Origin of the sequence: Nonomuraea angiospora (assembly GCF_014873145.1) — a bacterium.
GTDB lineage: Bacteria > Actinomycetota > Actinomycetes > Streptosporangiales > Streptosporangiaceae > Nonomuraea > Nonomuraea angiospora.
The window spans coordinates 1,612,492-1,636,040 of record NZ_JADBEK010000001.1 but is presented as its reverse complement, the minus strand read 5'-3'; the positions used below and the strand labels follow the sequence as shown (position 1 = coordinate 1,636,040).

Below are 23,549 nucleotides of genomic sequence, written 5' to 3'. Positions count from 1 at the left end.
CGAGCCTAGGAACGGGACGTTCAACCCCGGACCGAAACGTCGTAGCGAATCTACAATGTAAAGGCGCCCGGCGCGGCGCGGTACGCCGTCCCCTTCCCGGCCAGCGGCACCGACCGAACAACCGCGGGGACGAACGCCGACTCGCCCGGCCGCAGCGTCAGATCGCCCAGGCGGGCCTCTCCGTCGATGCAGACGACGATCTGGGGGGCGCCCCCGGGCAGCGTGTGGGGGCTGTCGAGGTCGTAGCGGGTGAGGGCGAACTCGGGGACCGGCGGCCGGTAGTGGTGCTCGCCGGGCGCGTCCTGCTCCGGCCGGACCAGGTGCGGGGCGGACGGCGTGAAGTCGACGACGCGCATGAGCTCGGGCACGTCGATGTGCTTGGTGGTGAGGCCGCAGCGCAGCACGTTGTCGGAGTTGGCCATGATCTCGACGCCGATGCCGCCGAGGTAGGCGTGAGGGATCCCGGCGCCGAGGTAGAGGGCCTGGCCGGGGGCCAGATTGACGTGGTGGAGCAGGAGCGCGGCGGTGACGCCGGGGTCGCCGGGGCAGGCGCGGGCGAGGTCGCCGTAGACGGCCAGGCCGGGGTCGTCGGACTCGCGCAGGGCCTGCTCGACCTGGGCGCGCAGCGGCTCGTGGGCGTCGTCGAGCATCTGGGCGAACACGGTCCGCAGGTCGCCCTCGCGCAGCAGGCCGATCCAGGGGGCCAGGTCCGGCACGGCGAGGCGGTCGAGGAGGTCGGCGGTCTCGCCGGGGTCGCGGAAGCCGCACAGGCCGTGGAAGGGGGTGATCGCGCAGACCATCTCGGGCTTGTGCGAGGTGTCCTTGTACGTGCGTGCGGGGTCGTCGATGGGGACGCCGCGGGCGTCCTCGTCGGCGAACCCGGCCCGGGCCTGCTCGGTGGTGGGGTGGACCTGGAGGGAGAGCGGCCGTTCGATGGCCAGGACCTTGAGCAGGTAGGGGAGGGCGGGGCCGAAGCGGGCGGCGGCGGGCTCGCCGAGGGTGCCGGCGGGGTCGTCGGCGATGAGCTCGTTGAGCGGGGTGCCGCCGACGGTGGAGGGGTCGCCGGGGTGGGCGCCCATCCAGAGCTCGGCCTGGGGCCGGCCGGTGGGCGGCGTGCCGAAGAGTTGCGGCAGGGCCGTCACCGAGCCCCAGTCGTAGGGGCGGATGGCGGTGGCCAGGCGCATGGGCGCCGGGTCGGGATGTGGCACGGCGTGGTCTCCGATCGTCGTGCATGGAGCGTAGAACGAGACGGGCCGCCGTGCGTAGCCGGGGGTCGCGTTGCGGGGCCGCTATACACCGGTATAGTCTGCTTTTCGGATGAACAGCGAGCTATACAGGGGAACGGGATGACGACCGTACCGGATCCGGAGGATCTCACCGCGCGTGCGCGGATCAGGGACGCGGCGATGCGGCACATCGGCGAGCACGGTTTCGAGCGGGCGACGATCCGCGGCATCGCGGAGACCGCCGGCGTGTCCCTGGGGCTGGTGCGCCATCATTTCGGCTCGAAGCAGGCGCTGCGCGAGGCGTGCGACGAGCACCTGATGAAGACGATCCGCAGGCTGAGCGAGCAGGCCGCGGACGACCCCTACGGCGCCGGGCTCAACCCGGCCGCGGTCATGGGGCCGTACCAGCCCTACCTGGCGCGGGCGCTGACGGAGGGGTGGGCGGCGCCGCTGTTCGACGAGATGGTCGATCTCGGCGAGGGGTGGGTCGCCGAGGCGGACAGGAGCCGTCCCGATCCGCCCGACGTGGACGCCCGGTCCCGTTCGGCGATGATCGCGGCGATGGCGCTGTCGGCCACGGTGCTGCGCCAACATGTCGAGCGTGCCATGGGAGTGGATCTGACCAGCCCGGAGGGGCAGGTCAAGCTGATGCGGGTGATCGTGGACCTCTACTCCCACCCGCTGCTCAGCCTGGAAGAGGCCGCGAAGGCCAGGAAGGCCCTCGATAGGGGCGCAACCGCGTGAATGTGGAGGTTCACCGCCATGACTGACGCCATCGTGGTGAAGGGGCTGGTGAAGTCGTTCGGGACGGCCAGGGCGCTGGACGGGCTCGATCTCAGCGTGCGCGCCGGCGAGGTGCACGCCTTCCTGGGGCCGAACGGCGCGGGGAAGAGCACCACGATCCGGATCCTGCTGGGCATGGTGCGGGCCGACGGGGGCACCGCCCGGCTGCTGGGCGGCGACCCGTGGTCGGAGGCGAGCGAGCTGCACCGCCGCCTGGCGTACGTGCCGGGCGACGTGACGCTGTGGCCGCACCTGTCGGGCGGCGAGGTGATCGACCTGCTGGGCCGGTTGCGCGGCGGGCTGGACCCGCGGCGCAAGGCGGACCTGCTGGATCGGTTCGACCTGGATCCGCGCAAGAAGGCGCGGACGTACTCGAAGGGCAACCGCCAGAAGGTGGCCCTGGTCGCCGCGCTGGCCTCCGAGGCGGAGCTGCTGATCCTGGACGAGCCCACCTCCGGCCTGGACCCGCTGATGGAGGAGGTGTTCCGGGACTGCGTCAGGCAGGAGCGGGAGCGGCGTACGGTGCTGCTGTCGAGCCACGTCCTGGCCGAGGTCGAGGCGTTGTGCGACCGGGTGACGATCATCCGGGACGGCCGCACGGTCGAGACGGGCACGCTGGCGGAGCTGCGGCACCTGACCCGCACGTCGATCGAGGCCGAGCTGGCGGGGCCGCCGGACGGGCTGGCCGAGCTGCCCGGGGTGCACGACCTGCGGGCCGGTGACGGGCGGGTGCGGTTCAGCGTGGACGGCGTGGCGCTGGACCCGGCGCTGCGCCGGCTCGCGGAGGCGGGCGTGCGCGGCCTGGTGAGCCGGCCGCCGACGCTGGAGGAGCTGTTCCTGCGCCACTACGACCGCGACGCGCAGAGCGTGGGCTGACCTCGGACGGGCAGGCCCGCCCGTCCGGGGAGCTTCAGCGGGCGCGCGGGCCGAGCAGGACGGGCATGCTGCGGGTGCTGTTGCCCAGCAGCGTGTCCAGCGGGGCCAGGTCCTCGGGCCGCGCGGCGGGCGCGATCTCGGGGAACGCCTCGAACAGCGCCTTCAGCGCGATCTCGGCCTCGATCCTGGCCAGTGGCGCGCCGAGGCAGAAGTGCGGCCCGTGCCCGAAGGCCAGGTGGGCGCTGGGCGGGTTGGTGATGTCGAAGCGGTCGGCGTTCTCGCCGAACTGGCCGGGGTCGCGGCCCGTGGCGGCGAAGCAGGCCAGCACGGGCTCGCCGGTGCGCAGGCGCACGCCGTCGATCTCGATGTCCTGTACGGCGTAGCGCATGGGGAAGTAGGCGATCGGCGAGTCCCAGCGCAGCGTCTCCTCGACCGCCGCGCTGTAGTCGCACTGGCCGGTGCGCAGCAGTTCGAGCTGGTCGGGCCGGTTGAGCAGGGCGCCGATGGCGTTGGTGATGAGGTTGACGGTGGTCACGTGCCCGGCGATGAACAGCAGCTCGATGGTGGCGAACAGCTCGTCGGACGACAGCCGGTCGCCGTCCTTCTCGCGCAGCCTGAACAGGTCGGTGATGAGGTCCTCGCCGGGCGTGTCCCGGCGCTCCTCGATGACCCGGTCGAGCAGCTCGTGCAGGGCCCGGCGCACGTCGGGCGAGTCGTCGAGGGTGTCGGACACCTGGGCCACGGCGTCGGAGAGCTCGTGCAGCGCGTCCTGGTGCTCGGCCGGGATGCCGATGAGCTCGGAGATGACCTCGCGCGGCAGCGGGTAGGCGAACTCCTTGCGCAGGTCCACCGGCTCGTCGGGCGGCAGCTCGGCGAGGGCGTCGACGAGCCGGTCGGTGAGCGCCTCGATCTTGGGGCGCAGCTGCCGGAGCCGGCGCGCGGTGAACGCGCCGGCCACGGGCGTGCGCAGGCGGCGGTGGTCGTCGCCTTCGGCGTTGAGCATCGAGGTGTCGGTGACGATGCGGTCGATGGCGGTGCCGGCCGGGCAGGTGTCGCGGGTGGCCCAGTGGCGGATGTCCCTGGACAGGTTCGGATGGGTCAGGACCGTCAGCAGCGTGGCGTAGCGGGTGGCGGCCCAGGCGGGCACGCCCTCGGCCGTCACGGGCACGAGCGGGCCGGCCGCACGCAGCCGGTCGTTGTCGGCGTGCAGGCTCGGGGTGGCCGGGTCCAGGACGAACCGGGCATGCGGGCACCCTGGGCCGGCGTGCGGGTCGTAGTCGTCTGCGGTTTGTTGTTCCCGAGCGTCGAGAGTGTCCTGGTCGAGGCGGCTTTCTTGGCTCATGGGTCTTCCCGTCCGTCTGTCGTTGGGTCATCCCGCGCGGCGCGGGCTCAAGGCCAGCGCGGTCACGTCGAAGCCGGGGTCCTGGTCGAGGTACAGGTCGCGGACCAGCTCCCCGGCGGCGGGCGCGTTGCACAGGCCGTGCCCGGAGAAGCCGGTCGCGTACAGGAAGGCCGGCGGTCCCGGGTGGTGGCCGATGAAGGCGGTCTTGTCGGGGCTGGCGTCGCGCAGGCCGGTGACGGCGGTGTGCAGCGCGAGCCCGGCCAGGCTCGGGTACGTGGCGGCGAGGCGTTCGGCGACCTGCCGCCGCCACGCCTCCCGGTCGGGCCCCGGGTAGCCCATGCCGATGAGCAGCCGGTCGCCGCGCAGCCGGACGAGCAGGCCGGTGGCCGCGTGCAGGGTGACCGGGATGTCCGGCGTGTCCGGCGGGAGCGGGTCGGTGGTGAGCAGCTCCTGCTCGATGGGCTCGGTGAGCGGCAGGTCCACGCCCGCCCCGCGGACGAGCGAGGCCGACCAGGCCCCGGCCGCGCACACGATGGCGTCGGCGCTGACCTCGCCGGCGGCGGTCCGCACGATCCCGGCCCGCGTGTCGATGGCGGTGACCGGGCAGCCGGTGCGCAGCGTCGCGCCCGCCTGCTCGGCCGCCCGCGCGTAGGCGGTGACGATGGCCGTGGTGTCGGAGATGTAGGCCTGCGGCGAGTACGCGGCGGCGGCCAGCGGGAAGTCCCCGATGAGCGGGTTTCGCTCCCTGGCCTCCTGCGCGCTGATCAGGCTCACGTCGACGCCGGCGGCGTGCTGGGCGGGCAGGTCGGCCTCGAACGCGCTCACCTGGTCGGCCTCGGTGAACAGCACCAGGTAACCGACCTGCCGCAGCGGCAGGTCGATCCCCGGCCTGGTCGGGAAGGCGTGGTAGGCCGCGAGGCTGCGCACGGCCAGCGCCGAGCTGACCGGGTTGCCGGCGAAGTAGGAGCGGACCACGTCGGCGGTGGCGCGCGAGGCGCCGGAGCCGAGCGTGTCCCGCTCCAGCAGCGTGGTGTCGACGCCGGCCTCGGCCAGGTGGTACGCGATCGACAGGCCGATCACGCCGCCGCCGACGACCACCACCCGCGGACCGCTCATGCGGGCGCCTCTTCGCGGCGCAGGTGCTCGCCCGCCTCCCAGGGGAACAGGTGCAGGTTCCAGCCGCCGAGGCAGTTGCAGTACAGGGCCATGTGGGCCATGACGGAGACGAAGTCCTCGTGGTCGTCGAGCCGGTCGAGCCCGTCCAGCAGCCGCTGGGTGAAGCCCCACAGGGTGTCGAGGCCGCAGTAGCCGAGGAACTCGGCGGGCGTGTGCGCGAGCTGGCGGGTCATCTGGCGCAGCCACGGCATCGGCATGCCGTCGAGGGCGGCGCGGACGAGGCCGCCGTAGCAGCTGTAGCCGAGCGGCCGGGTCTCGCCGTTGACGAACAGCAGCGTGGTCAGGACCGTCTCGTAGCTGCCGGCGCCGGACGGGATGCGGCCCGCGTGCAGGTCGAGCAGCTCGCGGGGCGGGTCCAGCCAGATGCGCTCGGTCTCGGCGTGCACGTCCTTGACCAGCTCGTTGAGCTGCGGGTCGCCGATGGGCAGGCGCGGGAGCTGGTGGCCGCTGGGCTCGCCCTCGCGGCGTACTTCGGCGATGACGGGCTTCTTGGTGGTGTAGACGGAGTGCCAGACGTCGCGGCCGGCCTGGACCAGGGCGTCGAGGTCCTCCGGGACGACCTGGCCGATCGGGGTGGCGGTCATGGGCTCGGTGAGCTCGCCGTACTTGATGCCGAGATGCTGCAGCCGCGAGCAGAACAGGGTGCCGTCGGGCACGGTACGCCGGTCCACGCGGTATTCCGCTGGTGTGTGCAGCAGCGAATGGACCGGTGCGAGGTGGTAGAGGTGATATCCGGCGACCAGGGCGTGCCCCTGCAGGCTGCGGTAGGGGAGGGCGTCCCAGAGGCACTGGGCCAGGGCGCGGTTGCGCTGGTCGAGTTCGGCGGCCACGGTGATGCCGAGGCTGGGCCAGGTGATTTCCACACGCTTCGATTCGTTCACAATATGTCACTCTAACGTCACGATTTGTGGCGAAAGAGGTGGGGTGTGGGTATTTACCCGTGCTTGACGTGCTCTTCTGTGGTTTGAGGCTTTCGCTGGCTCACAGTGGGGTGCGGGTGAACTGCTGGTTCTGGCCGCCGTTGCACAGATACTGCTTGAACTGCACGTCGTCGGCCTGTGCGGAGCCGGGCAGGTCGGCGCACTTGCCCGAGTGCCTGGCCACCAGGCGCAGGTAGCCGCCGCCCGCGTCCTGCAGCGTCCACTGCTGGTTGGCGCCGGGGCCGCACGTGTACTGCTGCAGCGCCGCCCCGTCGGCGGTGGAGGCGCCGTTGACGTCCAGGCACTTGCCGGAGTTGCGGGCCACGACCTGCACGTAGCCGCCGCTGATCGACTGGACGCGCCACTGCTGGTTGGCGCCGCCGCCGCAGGCGTACTGGATGACCGCGGCCGCGTTGGCGGTGGAGGCGTTGCGTACGTCGGCGCACTTGCCGGAGTGCCGCACCGCCAGCCGGTCGTAGCCGGTGCCCGTCGCGGCGATCGTGCCGGCGGCCGCGTCGACGGTGAGCTGGCGGGCGTAGGTCAGGCTCATGGACGTGCTGCTCGGGAACTGGATCGGCAGCCACACGTACCGGGAGTCGTTGACGGGCCCGCCCCACGCGCCGGCCCACCGGTCGCCCAGATACAGGTACGACGTGCCGGACGTGCCCTGCACCGGCAGCACGTAGGCCGGCTGGGAGCCGAACGTCTGCGAGTCGCCGGCGTTCTGCCAGGCGCTCCACGTGCCGGTGATGCTGGTGGCGGTGGCGTACTGGGCCTGGTTGGGCTGCCAGCCGGTCGCGCCCGAGGTCAGCATGAAGTACACCCCGTCGCGCTTGAACAGCGCCGGCGCCTCCCGGTGGTCGCCGGACCACACGCGCGCCAGCGCGGCCACGTCGGTGTAGTCGGCGCTGAGCCGGTAGACGTGCAGGTCGTAGTTCTCGTTCGCGGCCGAGATCATGTAGCCGGTGCCGTCGGTGTCGACGAACGCGGTGATGTCGCGCGACATGTGGCCGAGCGGCCGGAAGCTGCGCAGGTAGGTGTAGGCGCCGTCCACCGTGGCCGAGACGGCCACGGCGGCCCGCGCCTCGCCGTAGTCCCGGCCGTTCTCCTTGTGCATCCACATGACGAAGCGGCCGGTCGCGGCGTTGTAGACGACCTTGGGCCGCTCGATGTTGGCGACCTGCAGCTCGGCGGAGCTGGACTGGGTGAGCACGTGGTTGCGGAACTCCCAGGTGCGCAGGTCGGCCGAGCGGTAGGCGGAGACGTAGCGGAAGGTGCCGTCGGCGTTGCGGTTCTCCCCGAACCAGTAGTAGTACGAGCCGACCTTGATCACGCCGCCGCCGTGGGCGTGCAGCAGGTTGCCCGAGGTGTCGGTGAACTGCGCGCCGACCGGCACGGTCACGGGTGCGGCCGTCGCCGGGGCGACGGGGGTCAGCGTGAGCGCCAGGCACAGCCCGGCCAGCAGGGTCAGGAGACGGGACATGGCGTCAGCCGGCGCGGTTCGCGAAGACGGTGACGTCGTAGACGTGCCGGACGCCGCCGGGAGGCGGTGGCGAGGTGCCATCGGGGGGCCCTTTCGCGTGGGGGCGCGCCAGGAATGCCGCTCCGGCACCGGTCGGGGCACCCGTCCACGAGGTGCACGGCCGGCGCCGGACAGGCACCGTCACCCTAGATCGGGCCGGACTCGGGCACCAGCCGAGCGCTCGCCCGGCGACGTCCGCCCAGCTCGGCACGTGAAACTTTCAGCTCGTGAGAAGCCCGGGGGCCTCTCACGAGCTGCCGGGCCGTCACGCCGGTAGCCAGGCCAGGGCGGCGGTGACCAGGGCCTCGACCCCCGTGGGCAGCGTGGGCAGGAGCTGGGGCGCGAAGAAGGGCGAGTGATTGCCCGGCACGTCCTCGCGCAGCCGGCCCTCACGCTCGGCGCGGGCGTACAGCTCGGGGTCGGCGCCGCCGAGGCCCCAGAAGACCGACGGCGCGCCCGCCTCGGAGCCGAACAGGCCGAAGTCCTCGCTGCCCATCAGCGGCTCCATGACCGGCACCCGCTCGGAGCCGAACCGGCCGGCGAACGCCTCGCGCACCCGGGCCGTGGCGTCGCCGTCGTTGACGGTCAGCGGGAAGGCGCTGAGCGTGCGGATCTCCGGGGGGCGGGGCGCGCCGGAGGCGGCCGCCTCGGCGTTGACCACCCGCTCCACGGCCGCCAGCAAGGTGCGGCGCACCTCGGGGGAGAACGAGCGCAGGTTGACCGTGATGGACGCCTCGTCGGGGATGATGTTCTCCTTGTGGCCCGCGTGGATCTGGGCCACCGTCAGCACCGCCCGCTCGAACGGGGAGATCTCGCGCGAGACGACCGTCTGCAGGCGCATGACGGTCGAGGCGGCCAGGACGACCGGGTCGACGGTCCGCTCCGGCTGGGAGCCGTGGCCGCCCCGGCCGTACAGCCGGATCTCCATGCTGTCGGCGGCGGCCAGGATCTCGCCGGGGCTGACGAGCAGCGTCCCGGCCGGGTCGGGGAAGACGTGCTGGCCGAGCACGACGTCGGGGGTGCCGATCCGGTCGAACAGCCCGTCGTCCAGCATGGCCCGCGCCCCGGCCGCGATCTCCTCCGCCGGCTGGAACAGCGCCACGAGCGTGCCCCGCCACCGGTCCCGGCCGGCCGCCAGCAGGTGCGTCGCGCCAATCAGGCACGCCACGTGCATGTCGTGGCCGCAGGCGTGCATGAGCGGCACCCCGCCGGGCGTGGTGGCGGTGCTCGCGTACGGCAGGCCCGTGGCCTCCAGGACCGGCAGCGCGTCCATGTCGGCCCGTAATGCCACCGTGGGGCCGTCGCCGTTGCGCAGCACGCCCGCCACACCTGTGCCGCCGAGGCCCGTGACGACCTCGAACCCGGCCGCCCGCAGCCTCTCGGCGGCGATGCCCGCCGTGCGCTCCTCCTCGAAGGCTGGCTCGGGGTGCCGGTGCAGGTCCCGATACAGCTCGGCGAGCTCGTCGAGCGCCGGGCCCGCGAGCCCGGCCATGATCGCGTCGACGGCGTCCTGTTCGCTCACGCCGACCTCCGTTCCAGTTCGGTGATCTCTTGGACGAGGGTACGGCGGGCCGCGTCGCGCTCATCGGGGGTGGGGGGCGTCCTGGGGAAGCCGGCCGGCAGGGCGGCCAGGACCGCGGTGTAGAGGGCCGTCCTGCGCGGGGTGCGGGCCGGGCGGGGGAGCCGGAACAGGGCGGCCACCAGGCGGTCGACGCTGGCGGTGTCGAACACCGACTCCCACGCCCGCCGCTCCGGCCCGCCGTCGTTGACGACCAGGTCCGGGCGGTGCTCGCCGCGGGCCTGCGCCGTGCCGGGGCCGTCCACGGCCAGGCCGCCATCCCCTTCCGCCAGCACCACCCCGTACGCGCGCGCCGCCGCCTCCCGGGAGACCACGCCCCGCTCCACGTCCCGCAGCACCGCCTCCGGATCCCTGGTGTACGGGTCGCCGTAGCCGCCCGCGCCCGAGGTCAGCAGCGTGACGACGTCACCGGGCTCCAGCGGCAGCACGTCGATCTTGAAGTGCCTGCGCTCCCGGGCCGTGCCCGGATTGACGATCAGCTCGGTGGCCGCGCCCGGGCCGCCGCCGCGCACGCCCCACGGGCGGAAGCACATCCGCTCCAGCCCCCGGGCCAGCAGCTTCGAGCCCTCCCCGCGCACCCGGAACGTCAGCTCCAGCCCGCACCCGCCGCGCCAGCGCCCGGCGCCTCCCGAGTCGGTACGCAGCCCGTACCTGAGGATCTCGACCCCGATCTCCGTCTCGACGGTCTCCACCGGGTTGTTGGACAGGTTGGAGATGCCGCTGTCGCGGCCGTCCACCCCGTCGGCGCCCTCGCGGGCCCCCGTACCGCCCACCATCGGCTCCAGGACCTGCACGTTCTGGCCGGAGCCGCGCTGCTCGGCGACGACCACGGGCACCACCAGCCCGCTGGAGGCCGCCGGCAGCACGTGCGGGGCGGCCAGCCCGAGCGCGCCGCCGATGGCGTCGTTGACGCGGTTGGCCGAGGCGTGCCGCACCCCCACGGCGGCCGGGTGCACGGGGTTGACCAGCGAGCCCTCGGGCGTGGTGACGGTGATCGGGGCGATGAGCCCCGCGTTGAGCGCGATGCCGGGGTCGAGGGTGCAGATGAGCGCGAGCACCCTGGTGGTGATCCAGGCGTGCGGCCGGCCCAGGGTCGCGATGTTGAACGCCGCGGCGACCTGCGGATCCGTGCCGGTGAAGTCGAGGTGCAGGTCGCCCGCGCGCAGCGTCGCGGTGACCGACAGGCGGACCGGGAGGCTGGAGACGGCGTCGTCGTCGAGGTAGTCGACGAAGCGGTGGGTGCCGTCGCCGAGCGCGGCCAGGGCGGCGCGGGCCTTGCCCGCGGTGTACTCGACCAGGTCGCGCTGCGCGTCGAGCACCGTGGGCAGGCCGTGCTGGGCGACGACGCCGGCCAGCCGCTCCCGGCCGGTGCGCAGGGCCGCGCGCATGGCCCTGATGTCGCCCAGGTTCGCCTCGGGGGTGCGGCTGTTGGCCGTGATCAGCGCCTCGACGTCGCGGCTCGGCTCCCCGGCGCGTACCAGCTTGACCGGCGGGATCTGCAGGCCCTCCTGGAAGATCTCGTCGTTGACCGGCGACAGGCTGCTCGGCACCCGCCCGCCGATGTCGGAGCAGTGGATGAACGCCCAGCCGTAGCCGACCAGCTCGCCCTCGTGGAAATACGGCTCGATGAGCTGGATGTCCGTCAGGTGGGTGGCCAGGCCGCCGGAGCGGTACGGGTCGTTGGTGATGATCACGTCGCCGGGCTCCAGCGGGCCGGCGGCCTGTACGGCGGTCAGCACGTTGAGGCCGACGAAGCCGGAGACGCCGATGCCGCGCGGGTAGGCGACGAAGCCGCCGTCCAGGCCCGCGAAGGCGCAGCAGAAGTCGGCGGTCTCCTTGACGTACAGGGAGCGGCTGGTGCGCTGGAGGGTGAGGCACATCTCCTCGGTCATGGCGCTGAGCCGGTTGCCGACGATCTCCATGGTGACGGGGTCGAGCCGCACGTTCAGGCCTTCCGACGAGGATTCTGGGCGCCGTCCGTCCGGCGCAGGTGCAGGTTGCCGGCCTCGTCCACGTCCGCCGACCAGCCGGGCGGCACGACCACGGTGGTGTCGTCCTGCTCGACGATCGCCGGGCCGTCGAACGCGTCCCCCACGCCGAGGGACTCGCGCAGGTGGACGCGGGCGTCGTGCCAGGCGCCGGCCAGCAGGACCCGCCTGCGGGCCGCTGGACGGGGCGCGCCCGTGCCCGGGGGGACGGCGGCGGGCGGCAGCTCGGCCGCCGGACCGACCACGCCGAGCCTGGCGGTGCCGAGCTCGACGGTCGCGCCCTGGTCGCGGAAGCCGTACAGGCGCTCGTGCTCGGCGTGGAAGGCCTCGGAGACCGTCCCGGCGTCCAGGCGGCCGGGGTCGAGGGCGACGCGGAGCTCGTACGCCTGGCCGGAATAGCGCATGTCGGCCGCGAACGACAGCCGTCCCCGAGACCGGGCCCCGCCGTCCTGCTCGGCCAGCCACTCCCGGGCCTGGGCGGACAGCTCGGCCAGCACGCCCGCCAGGCGGGTGGCGCTCGCGGCGTCCAGGGGGCGGCGCAGGCTGCGGGCGAAGTCGCGGCGCAGGTCCGCGCCCGCCGCGCCCAGGGCGCAGAACGTGGCGGCGGTCGGCGGGACCACGATGTGCGCGATCCCGACCTCCTCGGCGAGCATGGCGGCGTGCGTCGGGCCCGCGCCGCCGAACGGCACGAGCGCGAACCGCCGCGGGTCCAGCCCGCGCTGCGCCATGATCTTCTGCAGCTCGGTCGCCATCCCCGCCGTCGCCACCCGCAGCGCCGACGCCGCCACCCGGTACGCGGCCACATCGCCACCCGGTCCGTCCAGCCCGGCCACATCGCCATCCGGCCCGGCCGCGTCGCCGCCGGGGAGCTCCCCGCGCTCGCCCCCGGAGGCGAGGTGGGAGGCGACGCCCGACAGGGCCTTGAACGAGGCGCCGGCGTCGAGGGGCATCCGGCCGCCGAGGAACGTGCGCGGGTCGATCAGCCCGGTCGCCAGGTAGCAGTCCGTCACGGTCGGCCGGTCGCCGCCCCGCCCGTACGCCGCCGGCCCGGGGTCGGCGCCCGCGCTGCCCGGCCCGACCTTGAGCACGCCCTGCCCGTCCACCCGGATGACCGACCCGCCCCCGGCCCCGATCGCGTGCACGGCCACGACCGGCACGATCAGCGGCAGCCCGCCCACCGTGGTGTGGGTGGCCAGCTCGGGCGAGCCGTCCACGGACACGGCGATGTCGCTGCTGGTCCCGCCCATGTCGAACGTGACGATGGCCCCAGCGCCCAGCCGGGCGGCCGCGGCCACACCGGCGGCCGGCCCCGACAGCACGGTCTCGACGGGCCGTTCAGCGGCCGAGCGCAGGCTCATCGAGCCGCCGTTGGACGCGCTGATGAAGATCGGCGCCGACACCCCGAGCCCGCGCACCCGGCCCTCCAGGCGGGCGAAGTAGTCGCGCATGAGCGGCTGGATGTAGGCGTTCATGCAGGCCACCAGGGCCCGCTCGTACTCGCGCACCTCGGGCCACACGGTCGCCGAGGCCGTCACCGGCAGCAAGGGCAGCCGCTCGCGCAGGCCCGCCGCGACGCCCTCCTCGAAGGCCGGGTCGGTATAGCCGTGCAGGATCACGACCGCCGCCGCGTCGGCCCCGGTGGCCCGCAGCCGCGCGGCGACGCGGTCCAGCTCGGCCGCGTCCGGCTCGGCCACGGGCGCGCCACCCGGGCCCAGCCGGGCGGAGATCTCGACGATGAGGTTGCGGGGGACGAGGGGCTCCTCCTTGCCCGCGTACAGGTCGAAGGAGGACGGCATGCGGCTGCGGCCGATCTCCAGGATGTCGCGGTAGCCCTCGGTCACGACCAGGGCGATGCGCGCGCCGCGCCGCTGGATGACGGCGTTCAGGCCGATCGTGGTGCCGTGGACGAGGCCCGTGACCTCCTCCGGCCGCAGGTCCGCGCGGGCGAGGAGGGCCGCCAGCCCGTCCGCGACCGCCAGGGACGGGTCGGCGGGCGTGCTCGGCTCCTTGTGGTGCACCACGAGGCCGCGTTCCGGCACGGAGGCCACGAGGTCGGTGAACGTTCCCCCGACGTCGATGCCGATCCGCGCGCCGGTCGCGGTCACCGCACCCGTGCTTGTCACTGTGCTTGTCACAGGGCCTCCGAAATGCGAGCGAATCGGTCCGCGACCACCATCACCACCACGCTCGCCGCCATGAGCAGCGTGGACACCGCGGCCATCGACGGGTCGAGCTGGTACTGCACGGCCGAGAAGATGCGCAGCGGCACCGTCGTGGTGTTCGCGCCCGCCACCAGGGCCGTGACGGCGACCTCGCCCAGCGACGTGACCGCGGCGAGGATCGCGCCCGCGAGGATGCCGGGCCGCAGCAGCGGCAGCGTCACGGTCAGGAACACCCGGACCCGGCCGGCGCCCAGGCTCAGGGCGGCCCGCTCCAGCGCCGGGTCGAGCTGCGCGGCGCTCACCATGACCGCCCGCACCACGAACGGCAGCGCCACCAGCGAGTGCGCCAGCCACAGCCCGGTCACCGAGTTGACGAGGCCGACGCCGTGGAAGTAGTAGAGCAGGCCGAGCGCGACGATGATCTCCGGGACCATCAGCGGCGACAGCGCGAACCCCTGCAGCAGCCGCCGGCCGGGGAACGACCCCTGCGTCAGCCCGTACGCCGCCAGCGTCCCGATGACCACGGTCGTCGGCACCACCAGGAGGACCAGCAGGCCGCTCAGCCGGAACGAGACCTGCCAGTCGGGCGAGCCGAGCACCTCGGCGTACCAGCGCAGCGACAGCCCCGACGGCGGGAACGCCATCGAGCCCGCCTGGTTGAACGAGCTCGTCACCAGCACGACCAGCGGCGCGATCAGGAACAGGAACACCAGTGCCGCCAGGGCCGCGGCCACCAGCCGCACGATCCTGTCGTAGCCCCGCTCACCCATGAAGGCGCCTCTCCCAGATCCGGAACACGCCCGCCAGCAGCCCCGTGGACACGACGGTCAGCGCGAGCAGCGCGAAGCTCAGCGCCGCCGCCACCGGGTAGTCGAACACCGTCGTCACCTGGTCGTAGACCCGGATGCCGGTCAGCGGCTGGGTCACCCCGCCGACCAGCAGCGGCGTGATGTAGATGCCCATGGCCAGCGCGAAGACGATGAGGGCGCCGGTGACCGCGCCGGGCAGGCTGAGCGGGACCGTGACCCGCAGGAACGTCCTGATCGGCCCGGCCCCGAGCGTCTGCGAGGCCCGGTGCAGGTTGCGGTCCAGCCCGCCGAGCGCCGTCGTGAGCGGGATGATCGCGAACGGCAGCAGCACGTGCGTCACCGCGACCACGACGGCCGGGTAGCTGGTGAGCAGCTGGGCGGGCTGGTCACGCAGCCCGGAGCCGACGAGCGCCCGGTTGACGAGCCCGTTGCCGGACAGCAGCACGACCCACCCGTAGGTGCGGACCACCACGCTGGTCAGCAGCGGCGAGATCACGATGACGAACAGCAGGGTCCGCAGCACGCCGGGGCGCCGGCGGGCCAGGAGGTAGGCGGCCGGGTACGCCAGCGCCACGCACAGCACCGCCACCAGGAGCGCGGTGGCCAGCGTCCGGAGCAGGGAGCCGTAGAAGTACGGCTCGGTGAACACCCGGGCGTACTGCTCGAAGGTGAATCCGGGCAGCGCCGCGTTGAAGGCGTCGACGGGGCTGAAGCTGAGCCGCAGCAGCCGGACGAGGGGGACCAGGAACAGGGCGGCCAGGAAGGCGACGAGCGGCAGCGCGTACGGCAGGCCCGCCCGGCGGCGGGTCATGGCGCCTCCGTTTCCAGGAGGATGACGTCGGCCGGATCCCAGTGCGCGAGCACGGACGTGCCCGCGCCGGGCGGGTCCTCGGCGCCCGCGCCGGTGTCGGCGACCTGCACGCTCAGGGTGCGCCCGTCGGCCAGCCGCACCTCGACGTGCCAGGCGTCCCCGGCGAAGGCCCGATACCCGACCGTCCCGGCCACCCCAGTGGCCCCGGGGCCCGGTGTGGTGAGGCGGATGCGTTCGGGGCGGACGGCGACGACGGCGCGCGCGCCCGGCCGCGGCGAGGGGAGGCCGCACTCGACGACGATCCCGCCGGAGTCGAGCGCGCCCGAGGCGGTCACCGTGCCCTCCAGGACGTTGGCCGCGCCGATGAACTGCGCGACGAACCGGGTCGCCGGCCGCCGGTAGACCTCGTCGGGGGTGCCGAGCTGCTCGACCCGGCCGCCGTTCATGACGGCCACCCGGTCGGACAGCGCGAGCGCCTCCTCCTGGTCGTGCGTGACGAAGACCATGGTGGTGCCGATGCGCCGCTGGATGGCGCGCAGCTCCACCCGCATCTCCCTGCGCAGCTTGGCGTCCAGGTTGGACAGCGGCTCGTCCAGCAGCAGCACGGCGGGCCGGATGGCCAGCGCGCGGGCCAGGGCGACCCGCTGCTGCTGCCCGCCGGACAGCTGGCGGGGCCGCCGCCCGGCGTACTCCTCCAGGCCGACCAGGCTCAGCGCCTCCCGCACCCGCTCGTCCCGCTCCCGCCGGTCGAGCCGGCGCACGCGCAGCCCGTACGCCACGTTGGCGGCCACGGTCATGTGCGGGAAGAGCGCGTAGTTCTGGAACACCATGCCCAGGCCCCGCCGGTACGGGGGCCGCGCGGTCACGTCGGAGCCGTCGATCACGATCCGCCCGGCCGTGGGCTGGACGAAGCCGGCGACGCAGTTGAGCAGCGTCGTCTTGCCGCAGCCGCTGGGCCCGAGGATCGACAGGAACTCGCCCTTGCGGATCGACAGCCGGTCCAGGTCGAGGACGCGCGCGCCGTCGTACCCGGCGGCGAGCCCCTCGATCTCGACGTGCCCGCCGCCTTCTTCCGGGGTCAGCCGAAGATCTGGTTCCACCGCTGCTGCCATTCGTTCAGCTTGGGGGTGGCGACCGCGTAGTCCACCCAGATGAACTTCTTGAAGACGTCGGGACCGTGCTTCACCTTCTGCTCGAACGGCTCGCTGTAGGAGATCGAGTCGTTGCCCGCGGCGTACCAGGTGCCCTCGGCGAACGGCTTCTGGTTCTGCGCGGCCGTCAGGTGGTCGAGGAACTTGTTCGCCAGGTCGCTCTTCTGGGTGCCCGCGGCGACGAAGTACGAGGTCAGCGCGCCGACGGGGCCGGACTTGGGGTAGGTGAAGCCGATCGGGGAGCCGGCCTGGGCCATGGCGAAGGCGCGGCCGTCCCAGAAGGGCATGATCCAGGCGTCGCCGTTCTCGATGACGGTGGCGGCGTTGCCCGCGTTGGCGGGGAAGGAGGACACGCAGCCCTTCAGCGTGGCGAGCTTGTCGAACGCCTTGTCCACGGCGGCCGGGTCGGACAGCGTGCCGCCCTGGGAGGTGACCAGGGCGGAGAAGAACTCCAGGCCGGGGTTGTAGGTGAGCGGCGGGAGGGCGATGTGGCCGCAGTACTGCTTGTCGAAGAGGTCCGCCCAGTCCGCGGGCGGCGTCTTGATCTTGTCGGTGCGGTAGAGGAGGCCGGTGGAGCCGGTGGTCAGCGGCACGCCGTACTGCTTGCCGTCGTACGCGGACTTGCCGGCGAGCACCGGGTCCAGCTCCTTGAAGTGCGCCAGCCGGTCGGTGGCCAGCGGCTGGAGCAGCCCGGCGGAGGCCGCGGGCAGCGACGCGTCCGGCGTGAACGCGATGACGTCGAACGGCGGGTTCTTGCCGCCGGCCGCGCGCAGCTTGGTGAGCCATTCGGCGTTCGCGCCGTAGACGAGGTTCACCTTGGCGCCGGTGTCGCGTTCGAACGGCTCCACGAACGACTTCTTGAACAGCTCTCCCCACGCGCCCGCGAACGCGGTCACCGTGAGCTCCTGCCTGGCCGCGCCCGTGCCCGGCGAACCGCCCGTGGAACCGCCAGTGGATCCGGCCGTGTCGACGCCGCCGCAGGCCGTGACCGCCAGCGCGACCACCATGCCCAGTCCCGCGAGGCGAGTGAATCCGCCCTTCATCTTTACCTTCCCTTTTCGAGCAGCCGGCCAAGGGCGCGTGGCAGCACGACTCGACATCCGCGCTTGCCGCCAGGAGCACCATTCAGCTCGACGACCGTGTCATCACCCGGGGCACCCCGCCGCGGTGGGAGGGTTGCCGTCCAGCAAGCCGGGGCTTCGCACTGGACTCGTGACATAAGCGACTGTATCAGTAGGATTTACCTGGATATGGCGTCGAGGGAGGATTTAGTGGTGTTTGTCTTTTTTATCACCCGTTGACCAGAGCGTCGCCGAGGGGGGTGCGCGCGTACAGCACGCCGCGGCCGACGCGGGTGCCCGCGATCAGGCGCGTCCTGCGCAGCGCCGCCACGTGGCCGCCCGTGGTGCCCACGCTCTGCCCCAGCAGGGCCGCGAGCTGGGTGGTGGTGGCGGGCTCGGCCAGCTCGGCGAGGATGCGGGCGCGGCTGCGGCCGATCAGGGCCGACAGGCCGTCGTCGGCCGCGGCGGGCGCGGCCAGGGCGCCCCGCGCGGGGTAGATCATCGCGTACGGCCAGGCGTCCTCCAGGTACGCCCCGACGGCGGTCGTGAACGCCGACGGCAGGAAGAGCAGCCCCTTGCCGCCGAGCCGGCGCAGCCCGTGGAGGGTGGTCAGCTCGACCTCGATCTGCCCCCGGGGCCGCCAGTGGACCTGCGGGCTGAGGTCCTCCAGCGCCGCCGCCCAGCCGTAGGCCGCCAGCCGGCCCGCCCGATGGGCGACGTCGCGCTGCAGGATCGCGCGCAAGCGCGGCCAGTCGTGGGAGAGGATCCGCGTCCAGAGCGCCTCGTACGCGTCGGCGAACCGCTCCACCACCCGCGGCCCCGCCAGCAGCTCCCCGGCCTCACCCGCCGCCGGCCGCCCGGCCAGCGCCCTGGCGATCTCCGCGTGCGCCTGCTCCAGCGGCGTCGCGCGCATGGCGGCCAGCTCCGCCTCGAACGGCACGTCCACCGCCGTCGGCGGCGGGGCGATGAAGGCGACGTTCGTGCCGCGCCGGTTGCCGCTGATCGCGGCCGCGGCCCGCAGCACGGGGTGGGCGCGTTCGAGCTCCCGGTACGCGCCCCGCCACCGCGCGGCCCACCGGCCGTGCACGCCCGCCTCCAGCCGGCCCGCCAGCACCCACTGCGCGTGCATGGTCTCGATCAGCGGCGAGATCGCGAACCTGGTGGCCACCAGGTCCTGTGGCGTGACCTCGATTCTTACCGGCACCTTTCGGTTATATCCGAAACAATCGCCAGCTCGCCGGTCCGGTCCGCACCATCGTGGACGTGCAAGGGGCGACGTTCGGCGAGGTGTTCGCCGTCAAGGAGTTCCGGGTCCTGTTCGGCAGCTTCGCGCTGCTGGTCGGCGGGGACTCGATCAAGATGCTGGCCCTGTCCGTGCTGGTCTACGCGCGGACCGGCTCGGCCGGCCTGTCGGCCGCGGCGTACATGGCGGGCTGGCTGCCGTTCATCGTGGGCGGGCTGCTGCTGCTCTCGCTGGCCGACCGGCTGCCGCCGCGGGCGCTGATGGTGACCGGCGAGGTGGTCAGGGCGGTGACGTGCCTGCTGCTGGCGTTCGGGGGGCTGCCGGTCTGGGCGATGCTGGCGCTGGTGCTGGTCACGGGGCTGTTCACGCCGGTCTTCTTCGCCGCGCGGGCGGCGATGCTGCCCGACGTGCTGCCCGGCGACGCGTTCGTGCTGGGGCGGTCGGTCCTGAACGTGGCCTCCGCGAGCGCGCAGATCGCCGGGCTGGCGGCCGGGGGCGCGTTCCTGGCCGTCGCCGGGCCTTCCGGGGCGCTGGCCACGACCGCGGGCCTGGCCGCGGTGGCCGCCGTGGTGCTGCGGGCCGGACTGCCGTACCGGCCCGCCCGGGGCGCGGCGCGAGCGGGCGCGGTGCGCCAGACGCTGCGGGTCAACCGGCGGCTGCTGGTCGACGGGCGGGTGCGCGGGCTGCTGCTGGCGGGGTGGCTGCCGTGCGTGTGCCTGGCCGGGGCCGAGGCCATGGTGGTGCCCTACCTGGGCGGGCAGGGGAAGGCCGGGGTGGTGCTCGCGGCGGCGGCCGGCGGGATGGCGGTGGGGGAGTTCGCGGTGGGCCGGTTCGCCGCGCCGGGGCTGCGGGAGCGGCTGTCGTTCCCGCTGGCGGTGCTGCTCGGCGTGCCCTGGGTGGGGTTCGCGCTCGGGCCGGGGATCGTGTGGGCCGCCGTGCTGGCCGCCGTGGCGACCGCGGGGCTGTCGTACCAGCTGGGGTTGCAGCGGCGGTTCGTGGAGTCGGTGCCCGAGGAGGTGCGGGGGCAGGCGTTCGGGCTGCAGTCGTCCGGGCTGATGACGGGACAGGCGGCCGGGGCGGCGCTGGTCGGGGCGCTCGGCGAGCTGATCGCGCCCGGGCCCGCGATCGCGGTGGCGGGCGGTGCCGGGATCCTGGTCGCGCTGGCGCTGGCGGGCGCGCTGCGCCCGGGCGGTGTGCGAGAGGCGGCCCCTCGCCTCTGACGGGGTCGCGCGTTCTGCTAGCGTTGGCCGCGACGCGGGGTGCCCGGGCTGCCGGGCTGAGATCACACCCGTCGAACCTGATCTAGTTCGCACTAGCGAAGGGACGTCACCGGTGACCTTCTGTGACACGATCTGGGCGCGCACGGAGACGCTGCTCCAGGCGATCCACGACCACCCGTTCAACGCCGCGCTCGGCGACGGCACCCTCGACCGCGAGCGCTTCGCGTTCTACCTGGTCCAGGACGGGCGCTACCTGGTGGCCTACGCCAAGGTCCTCGCGACCGCCTCGGCCCGCGCCACCTCCCCGGCCGACGCCGCGTTCTTCGCGCAGAGCGCCCACACGGCGCTGGTCGTCGAGCGGGCCCTGCACACCGGCTACCTGGAGGAGTTCGGGCTGACGGCCGGCGAGACGGCGGCCGTGGCCACCTCGCCGACGTGCCTGGCCTACTCCTCCTACCTCCAGGCCACGGCCCTGGCCGCGCCCCTGCCCGTGCTCGCCGCCGCCGTGCTGCCGTGCTTCTGGGTCTACCAGGACGTCGGCGCGGCGCTGCTCCGGCGTACGGCGGGCGCGGCCGACCACCCGTACCGGACCTGGATCGCCACCTACTCCGACCCCGCCTTCGCCGCCTCGGTGGAGCAGGCCAAGGCCATCGCCGACCGGCTGGCCGACAGCGCCGACGCCGAGACGCGCCGGGCGATGGACGAGGCGTTCTGCCGGGCCACCGAGTACGAGTGGATGTTCTGGGACAGCGCCTGGCGCCTGGAGACCTGGCCCACGGGGCAGTGGCTGCGGCCCGAGCTCACGCGAACGACTCGCTGAGCTCCCTGCGCAGCTCGCGGGCCTGGTGCAGGTAATGGGTGGCCAGCGTGGTGCGCCCGGACGAGCGGTACAGCTCGCCGAGCGTCTGGTACGTGTCCGCCTCCCCGCTGCGATCCCCCAGCTGCTGGAAGATCACCAGCGAGCGCTCCAGCTGGTCGGAGCCGTCCGAACGGTCGCCCCTGGCCACCTGGAGGCCGCCCAGGTTCCGCATCGCGTACGCGCCGCAGTGCCGGTCGCCGAGCGCCTCGAAGATGTCCAGCGCGTGCCCCTGGTAGCGCATGGCCCGCTCCGACTGGGCGAACAGGTCGTACATGCGGCCGAGCTGCATCGACACGCAGCCCTCGCGGTGGGTGTCGCCGAGCTCCTCGGCCAGCCGCAGCGCGTCCCCCAGCCACCTGGACGCCTGCTGCAGGTCCCGCAGCGACAGGTAGACGCGCCCGATCGCCTGCCGCGCGTACGCCTCGCCGCTGCGGTCGCCGATGGCCAGGAACATGGCCAGCGCGTGCCGGAAGGACCCGAGCGCCTTGAGATGCCGGCCGGAGAACTGGCTGACCGCCGCCAGCCCGCAGATCGAGATGGCCTCGCTCCGGGTGTCGCCCAGCTCGCGGAAGATGGCGCGGGCCCGCTTGAACATGTCCTCGGCCTCGGCGTACCGGTCCTGGTAGAGGCAGACCTGGGCCAGGCCGCGCAGCATGGCGGCCTCCCCGTGGCGGTCGCCGGCCGCGCGGGCGCTGTCGAGGGCGAGGCGGTGCGTCAGCTGCCACTCCTCCAGCAGGCAGTGCAGGTCGAAGTAGGGGACCAGGGTGGCGGCCAGCCCCCACGCGGACTGGGCCAGGCCCGCGCCGGCGGCCAGCCGTACGGCCTCGACCAGGGACTCCCGCTCGGCGTCGAACCACGACAGCGGCTGGGCGGTCAGGCGGCCGAGGGTCTCCCGCTCCAGGCTCCAGCGGGGCGCGAGGTCGGACGTCAGCCCGAAGAGAGTCGTGGGCAGCCGCAAGGAGGCGTGCTCGGCGGCGGTCAGCCAGCCGCCGAGCACCCGGGCCAGCGCGTTCCGCTCGGTGTCGCCGCCCGCCTTCTCCTTGGCGGCGCAGCGGATCAGGTCGTGGAGCCGGTAGCGGGGCTGGCCGACGGGGTCGGTGCCGGCCAGCCGCAGCAGGTTCGCGTCCACCAGGGTGTCCACGACGGCGTCGGACCGGGGCCGGTCGAGCACCGCGTCGGCCACCCAGCCCGGCACGGACTGCTCGCCGAGCAGGCCGATCGCGCGGAAGGCCAGGGCGGCGTCGTCGGACAGCCGCCGGTAGCTGAGCTCGAACGAGCCGCGTACCTCCAGGTCGCCGGCGCGTAACTCGTCGAGGCGGCCGGCCTCGTCCTCCAGCCGCTGCCGCAGCACGCCCAGCGACCATCCGGGCCGTCCGGCCAGACGGGCTCCGGCCACCCGGACGGCCAGCGGTAAGTGGCCGCAGGAGCGCACGATCGCCTGGGCGGCCTCGCGCTCCTCGGCCACCCGCTCGGGGCCGACGATCCGGCCCAGGAGCTGCTCGGCCTCCGCGGGCGGCAGCACGTCGAGTTCGAGCTGGAGCGCGCCGGGCAGCTCGGCGATCCGCCGGCGGCTCGTGACGAGCACCGCGCTGCCGCTGCCGGGCAGCAGGGCGCGTACCTGGGCGGTGTCGGCGGCGTCGTCGAGGAGGACGAGCATCGGGCGCTCGGACAGCAGGGAACGGTAGAGGGAGGCCCGCTCGCGCACGGTCGGCGGCAGCGCCGCCTCCGCGACGCCCAGCGCGCGCAGCGCCTCGGCCAGGAGGGCGAGCGGATCGGCGGGTTCGGCGTCGGTGCCGCCCAGGCACAGGTAGAGCTGGCCGGCGGGGTAGCCCGCCCGTAACGCGTGGGCGCAGTGCACGGCCAGCGCGGACTTGCCCACTCCCGGCGGCCCGGTCACCACGGCGATCGCGGGCGGCCCGTCCGGCCGGTGCGCCCCGGCGGACAGGGCGCTCGTCACGGCCGCGACGTCCCGCGCCCTGCCGGTGAAGTCCGGCACGTCCGCGGGCAGCTGGTGCGGCGCCGCCGCGACGGGCGCGGGCGGGGCGTCGCCCGCCAGCACGGACGCGTGCACGTCACGCAAGTCCTGGCCCGGTTCGATGCCCAGCTCGTCCACGAGCTGCCGCCTGATCGTGGCGTAGGCGTTCAGGGCCTCGGCCCGCCGGCCGCTGTGGTGCAGGGCGAGGATCAGCTGCTGCCACAGGTCCTCGCGGTAGGGGTGCTCGCCGATCAGGTCGCGCAGGTCGTCGATCGCGGCGGCGTGCTCGCCGCGGGCCAGTTTCAGCGCCACCAGGTCCTCGACCGCGGCCAGCCGGGCCTGGGTGAGCGCGCGCAGCCGCCCGTCCCACAGCGGGCTGGCGGGCAGGTCGCCGAGCGGGGTGCCGCGCCACAACGCCAGCGCCCGCCGCAAGTGCTCCGCCGCCTCGTCGCTCCGCCCCGCCGCCCGCGCCCTGGCCACCAGGTCCTCGAACTCCAGGGCGTCCAGCCGCTCCGTGTCGAGCTGCATCGCGTAACCGGAGGCGCGGGCCTCGATCTGGACGCCGGCCGAGCGCAGCGTGCTCACGTACGTGCGCAGGTTCGCCACGGCCGACGACGGCTGTGCCCGCGGCCACAGCACCTCGACGAGGGCCTCCGAGCTGACCACCTCGTTGGCCTCCAGCAGCAGCGAGGCGAGCAGGAGCCTGGGCTTCCTCCCCGCGATGCGCAGGGGCCCTTCCTGGCCCCGGACCTGTAACGGCCCAAGAACACTGAATACGGGCTGTTCAACCACCATGACCGCGCGTTCTCCTGAGCTGGGCGCCGTGCGGGGCGTCCGTTGGGTGAA

18 protein-coding genes and 2 riboswitches are annotated in these 23,549 nt (G+C 73.9%); of the genes, 4 read left to right on the top strand and 14 right to left on the bottom strand.

Annotated elements, in window-relative coordinates:
* Positions 1 to 50 precede the first annotated feature (50 nt).
* Positions 51 to 1,208: a mannose-6-phosphate isomerase, class I gene (manA, locus tag H4W80_RS07440; protein ID WP_318786748.1), complete on the bottom strand. Its 1,158-nt coding sequence runs from the start codon at positions 1,206 to 1,208 to the stop codon at positions 51 to 53.
* A gap of 138 nt (positions 1,209 to 1,346) precedes the next feature.
* On the opposite strand from manA, the gene H4W80_RS62530 reads away from it, so the two are divergent.
* Together H4W80_RS62530 and H4W80_RS07430 are read left to right on the top strand one after the other, a co-directional pair.
* Complete coding sequence (locus H4W80_RS62530) at positions 1,347 to 1,970, top strand: TetR/AcrR family transcriptional regulator (protein ID WP_192784379.1); 624 nt, start codon at positions 1,347 to 1,349, stop codon at positions 1,968 to 1,970.
* Between the two features lie 18 nt (positions 1,971 to 1,988).
* Positions 1,989 to 2,885 (top strand): ABC transporter ATP-binding protein, encoded by an 897-nt coding sequence (locus H4W80_RS07430; RefSeq protein ID WP_192784378.1) that lies wholly within the window; start codon positions 1,989 to 1,991, stop codon positions 2,883 to 2,885.
* 34 nt (positions 2,886 to 2,919) lie between these two features.
* Here H4W80_RS07430 and H4W80_RS07425 read toward each other — a convergent pair whose 3' ends face one another.
* The 12 genes from H4W80_RS07425 to H4W80_RS07370 all read right to left on the bottom strand — a co-directional run bounded on the left by H4W80_RS07425 (position 2,920) and on the right by H4W80_RS07370 (position 18,610).
* Complete coding sequence (locus tag H4W80_RS07425; protein ID WP_192784377.1) at positions 2,920 to 4,227, bottom strand: cytochrome P450 family protein; 1,308 nt, start codon at positions 4,225 to 4,227, stop codon at positions 2,920 to 2,922.
* 27 nt (positions 4,228 to 4,254) lie between these two features.
* Positions 4,255 to 5,343, bottom strand: coding sequence for an NAD(P)/FAD-dependent oxidoreductase (locus H4W80_RS07420; RefSeq protein ID WP_192784376.1), 1,089 nt, complete (start codon positions 5,341 to 5,343; stop codon positions 4,255 to 4,257).
* Positions 5,340 to 6,284 (bottom strand): cucumopine synthase-related protein, encoded by a 945-nt coding sequence (locus H4W80_RS07415; RefSeq protein ID WP_192784375.1) that lies wholly within the window; start codon positions 6,282 to 6,284, stop codon positions 5,340 to 5,342. Before H4W80_RS07415 ends, H4W80_RS07420 begins: the two co-directional genes overlap by 4 nt.
* 100 nt (positions 6,285 to 6,384) lie before the next feature.
* Complete coding sequence (locus tag H4W80_RS07410) at positions 6,385 to 7,806, bottom strand: RICIN domain-containing protein (RefSeq protein WP_192784374.1); 1,422 nt, start codon at positions 7,804 to 7,806, stop codon at positions 6,385 to 6,387.
* Between the two features lie 304 nt (positions 7,807 to 8,110).
* Positions 8,111 to 9,367, bottom strand: coding sequence for an amidohydrolase (locus tag H4W80_RS07405; protein WP_318786747.1), 1,257 nt, complete (start codon positions 9,365 to 9,367; stop codon positions 8,111 to 8,113).
* Positions 9,364 to 11,367 (bottom strand): hydantoinase B/oxoprolinase family protein, encoded by a 2,004-nt coding sequence (locus tag H4W80_RS07400; protein WP_192784373.1) that lies wholly within the window; start codon positions 11,365 to 11,367, stop codon positions 9,364 to 9,366. Before H4W80_RS07400 ends, H4W80_RS07405 begins: the two co-directional genes overlap by 4 nt.
* Before the next feature lie 2 nt (positions 11,368 to 11,369).
* Positions 11,370 to 13,517: a hydantoinase/oxoprolinase family protein gene (locus tag H4W80_RS07395; RefSeq protein ID WP_192784372.1), complete on the bottom strand. Its 2,148-nt coding sequence runs from the start codon at positions 13,515 to 13,517 to the stop codon at positions 11,370 to 11,372.
* 26 nt (positions 13,518 to 13,543) lie between these two features.
* A complete protein-coding gene (locus H4W80_RS07390; protein ID WP_192784371.1) occupies positions 13,544 to 14,344 on the bottom strand; it encodes an ABC transporter permease in 801 nt (266 codons plus the stop codon).
* The gene (locus H4W80_RS07385) at positions 14,337 to 15,194 is read right to left on the bottom strand and encodes an ABC transporter permease (RefSeq protein ID WP_192784370.1); all 858 of its coding nucleotides are present in this window, start codon (positions 15,192 to 15,194) and stop codon (positions 14,337 to 14,339) included. The genes H4W80_RS07390 and H4W80_RS07385 overlap by 8 nt, the downstream gene beginning before the upstream one ends.
* Positions 15,191 to 16,294: an ABC transporter ATP-binding protein gene (locus H4W80_RS07380; protein WP_318786746.1), complete on the bottom strand. Its 1,104-nt coding sequence runs from the start codon at positions 16,292 to 16,294 to the stop codon at positions 15,191 to 15,193. The genes H4W80_RS07385 and H4W80_RS07380 overlap by 4 nt, the downstream gene beginning before the upstream one ends.
* The gene (locus H4W80_RS07375) at positions 16,273 to 17,388 is read right to left on the bottom strand and encodes an ABC transporter substrate-binding protein (RefSeq protein ID WP_192784368.1); all 1,116 of its coding nucleotides are present in this window, start codon (positions 17,386 to 17,388) and stop codon (positions 16,273 to 16,275) included. The genes H4W80_RS07380 and H4W80_RS07375 overlap by 22 nt, the downstream gene beginning before the upstream one ends.
* 54 nt (positions 17,389 to 17,442) lie before the next feature.
* Positions 17,443 to 17,563: riboswitch (SAM riboswitch) on the bottom strand.
* A gap of 72 nt (positions 17,564 to 17,635) precedes the next feature.
* A complete protein-coding gene (locus H4W80_RS07370; protein WP_318786745.1) occupies positions 17,636 to 18,610 on the bottom strand; it encodes an ArsR/SmtB family transcription factor in 975 nt (324 codons plus the stop codon).
* Between the two features lie 59 nt (positions 18,611 to 18,669).
* Between H4W80_RS07370 and H4W80_RS07365 the strand changes: the two genes are divergently transcribed.
* Positions 18,670 to 19,869: an MFS transporter gene (locus H4W80_RS07365; RefSeq protein ID WP_318786744.1), complete on the top strand. Its 1,200-nt coding sequence runs from the start codon at positions 18,670 to 18,672 to the stop codon at positions 19,867 to 19,869.
* 25 nt (positions 19,870 to 19,894) lie between these two features.
* Positions 19,895 to 19,990: riboswitch (TPP riboswitch) on the top strand.
* A complete protein-coding gene (gene tenA, locus H4W80_RS07360; protein WP_192784367.1) occupies positions 19,982 to 20,689 on the top strand; it encodes a thiaminase II in 708 nt (235 codons plus the stop codon). Its footprint overlaps the riboswitch before it by 9 nt.
* Here the strand turns inward: tenA and H4W80_RS07355 are convergent.
* The gene (locus H4W80_RS07355) at positions 20,670 to 23,498 is read right to left on the bottom strand and encodes an AfsR/SARP family transcriptional regulator (protein ID WP_192784366.1); all 2,829 of its coding nucleotides are present in this window, start codon (positions 23,496 to 23,498) and stop codon (positions 20,670 to 20,672) included. The two genes, tenA and H4W80_RS07355, sit on opposite strands and share 20 nt — an antisense overlap.
* Between the last annotated feature and the right edge of the window lie 51 nt (positions 23,499 to 23,549).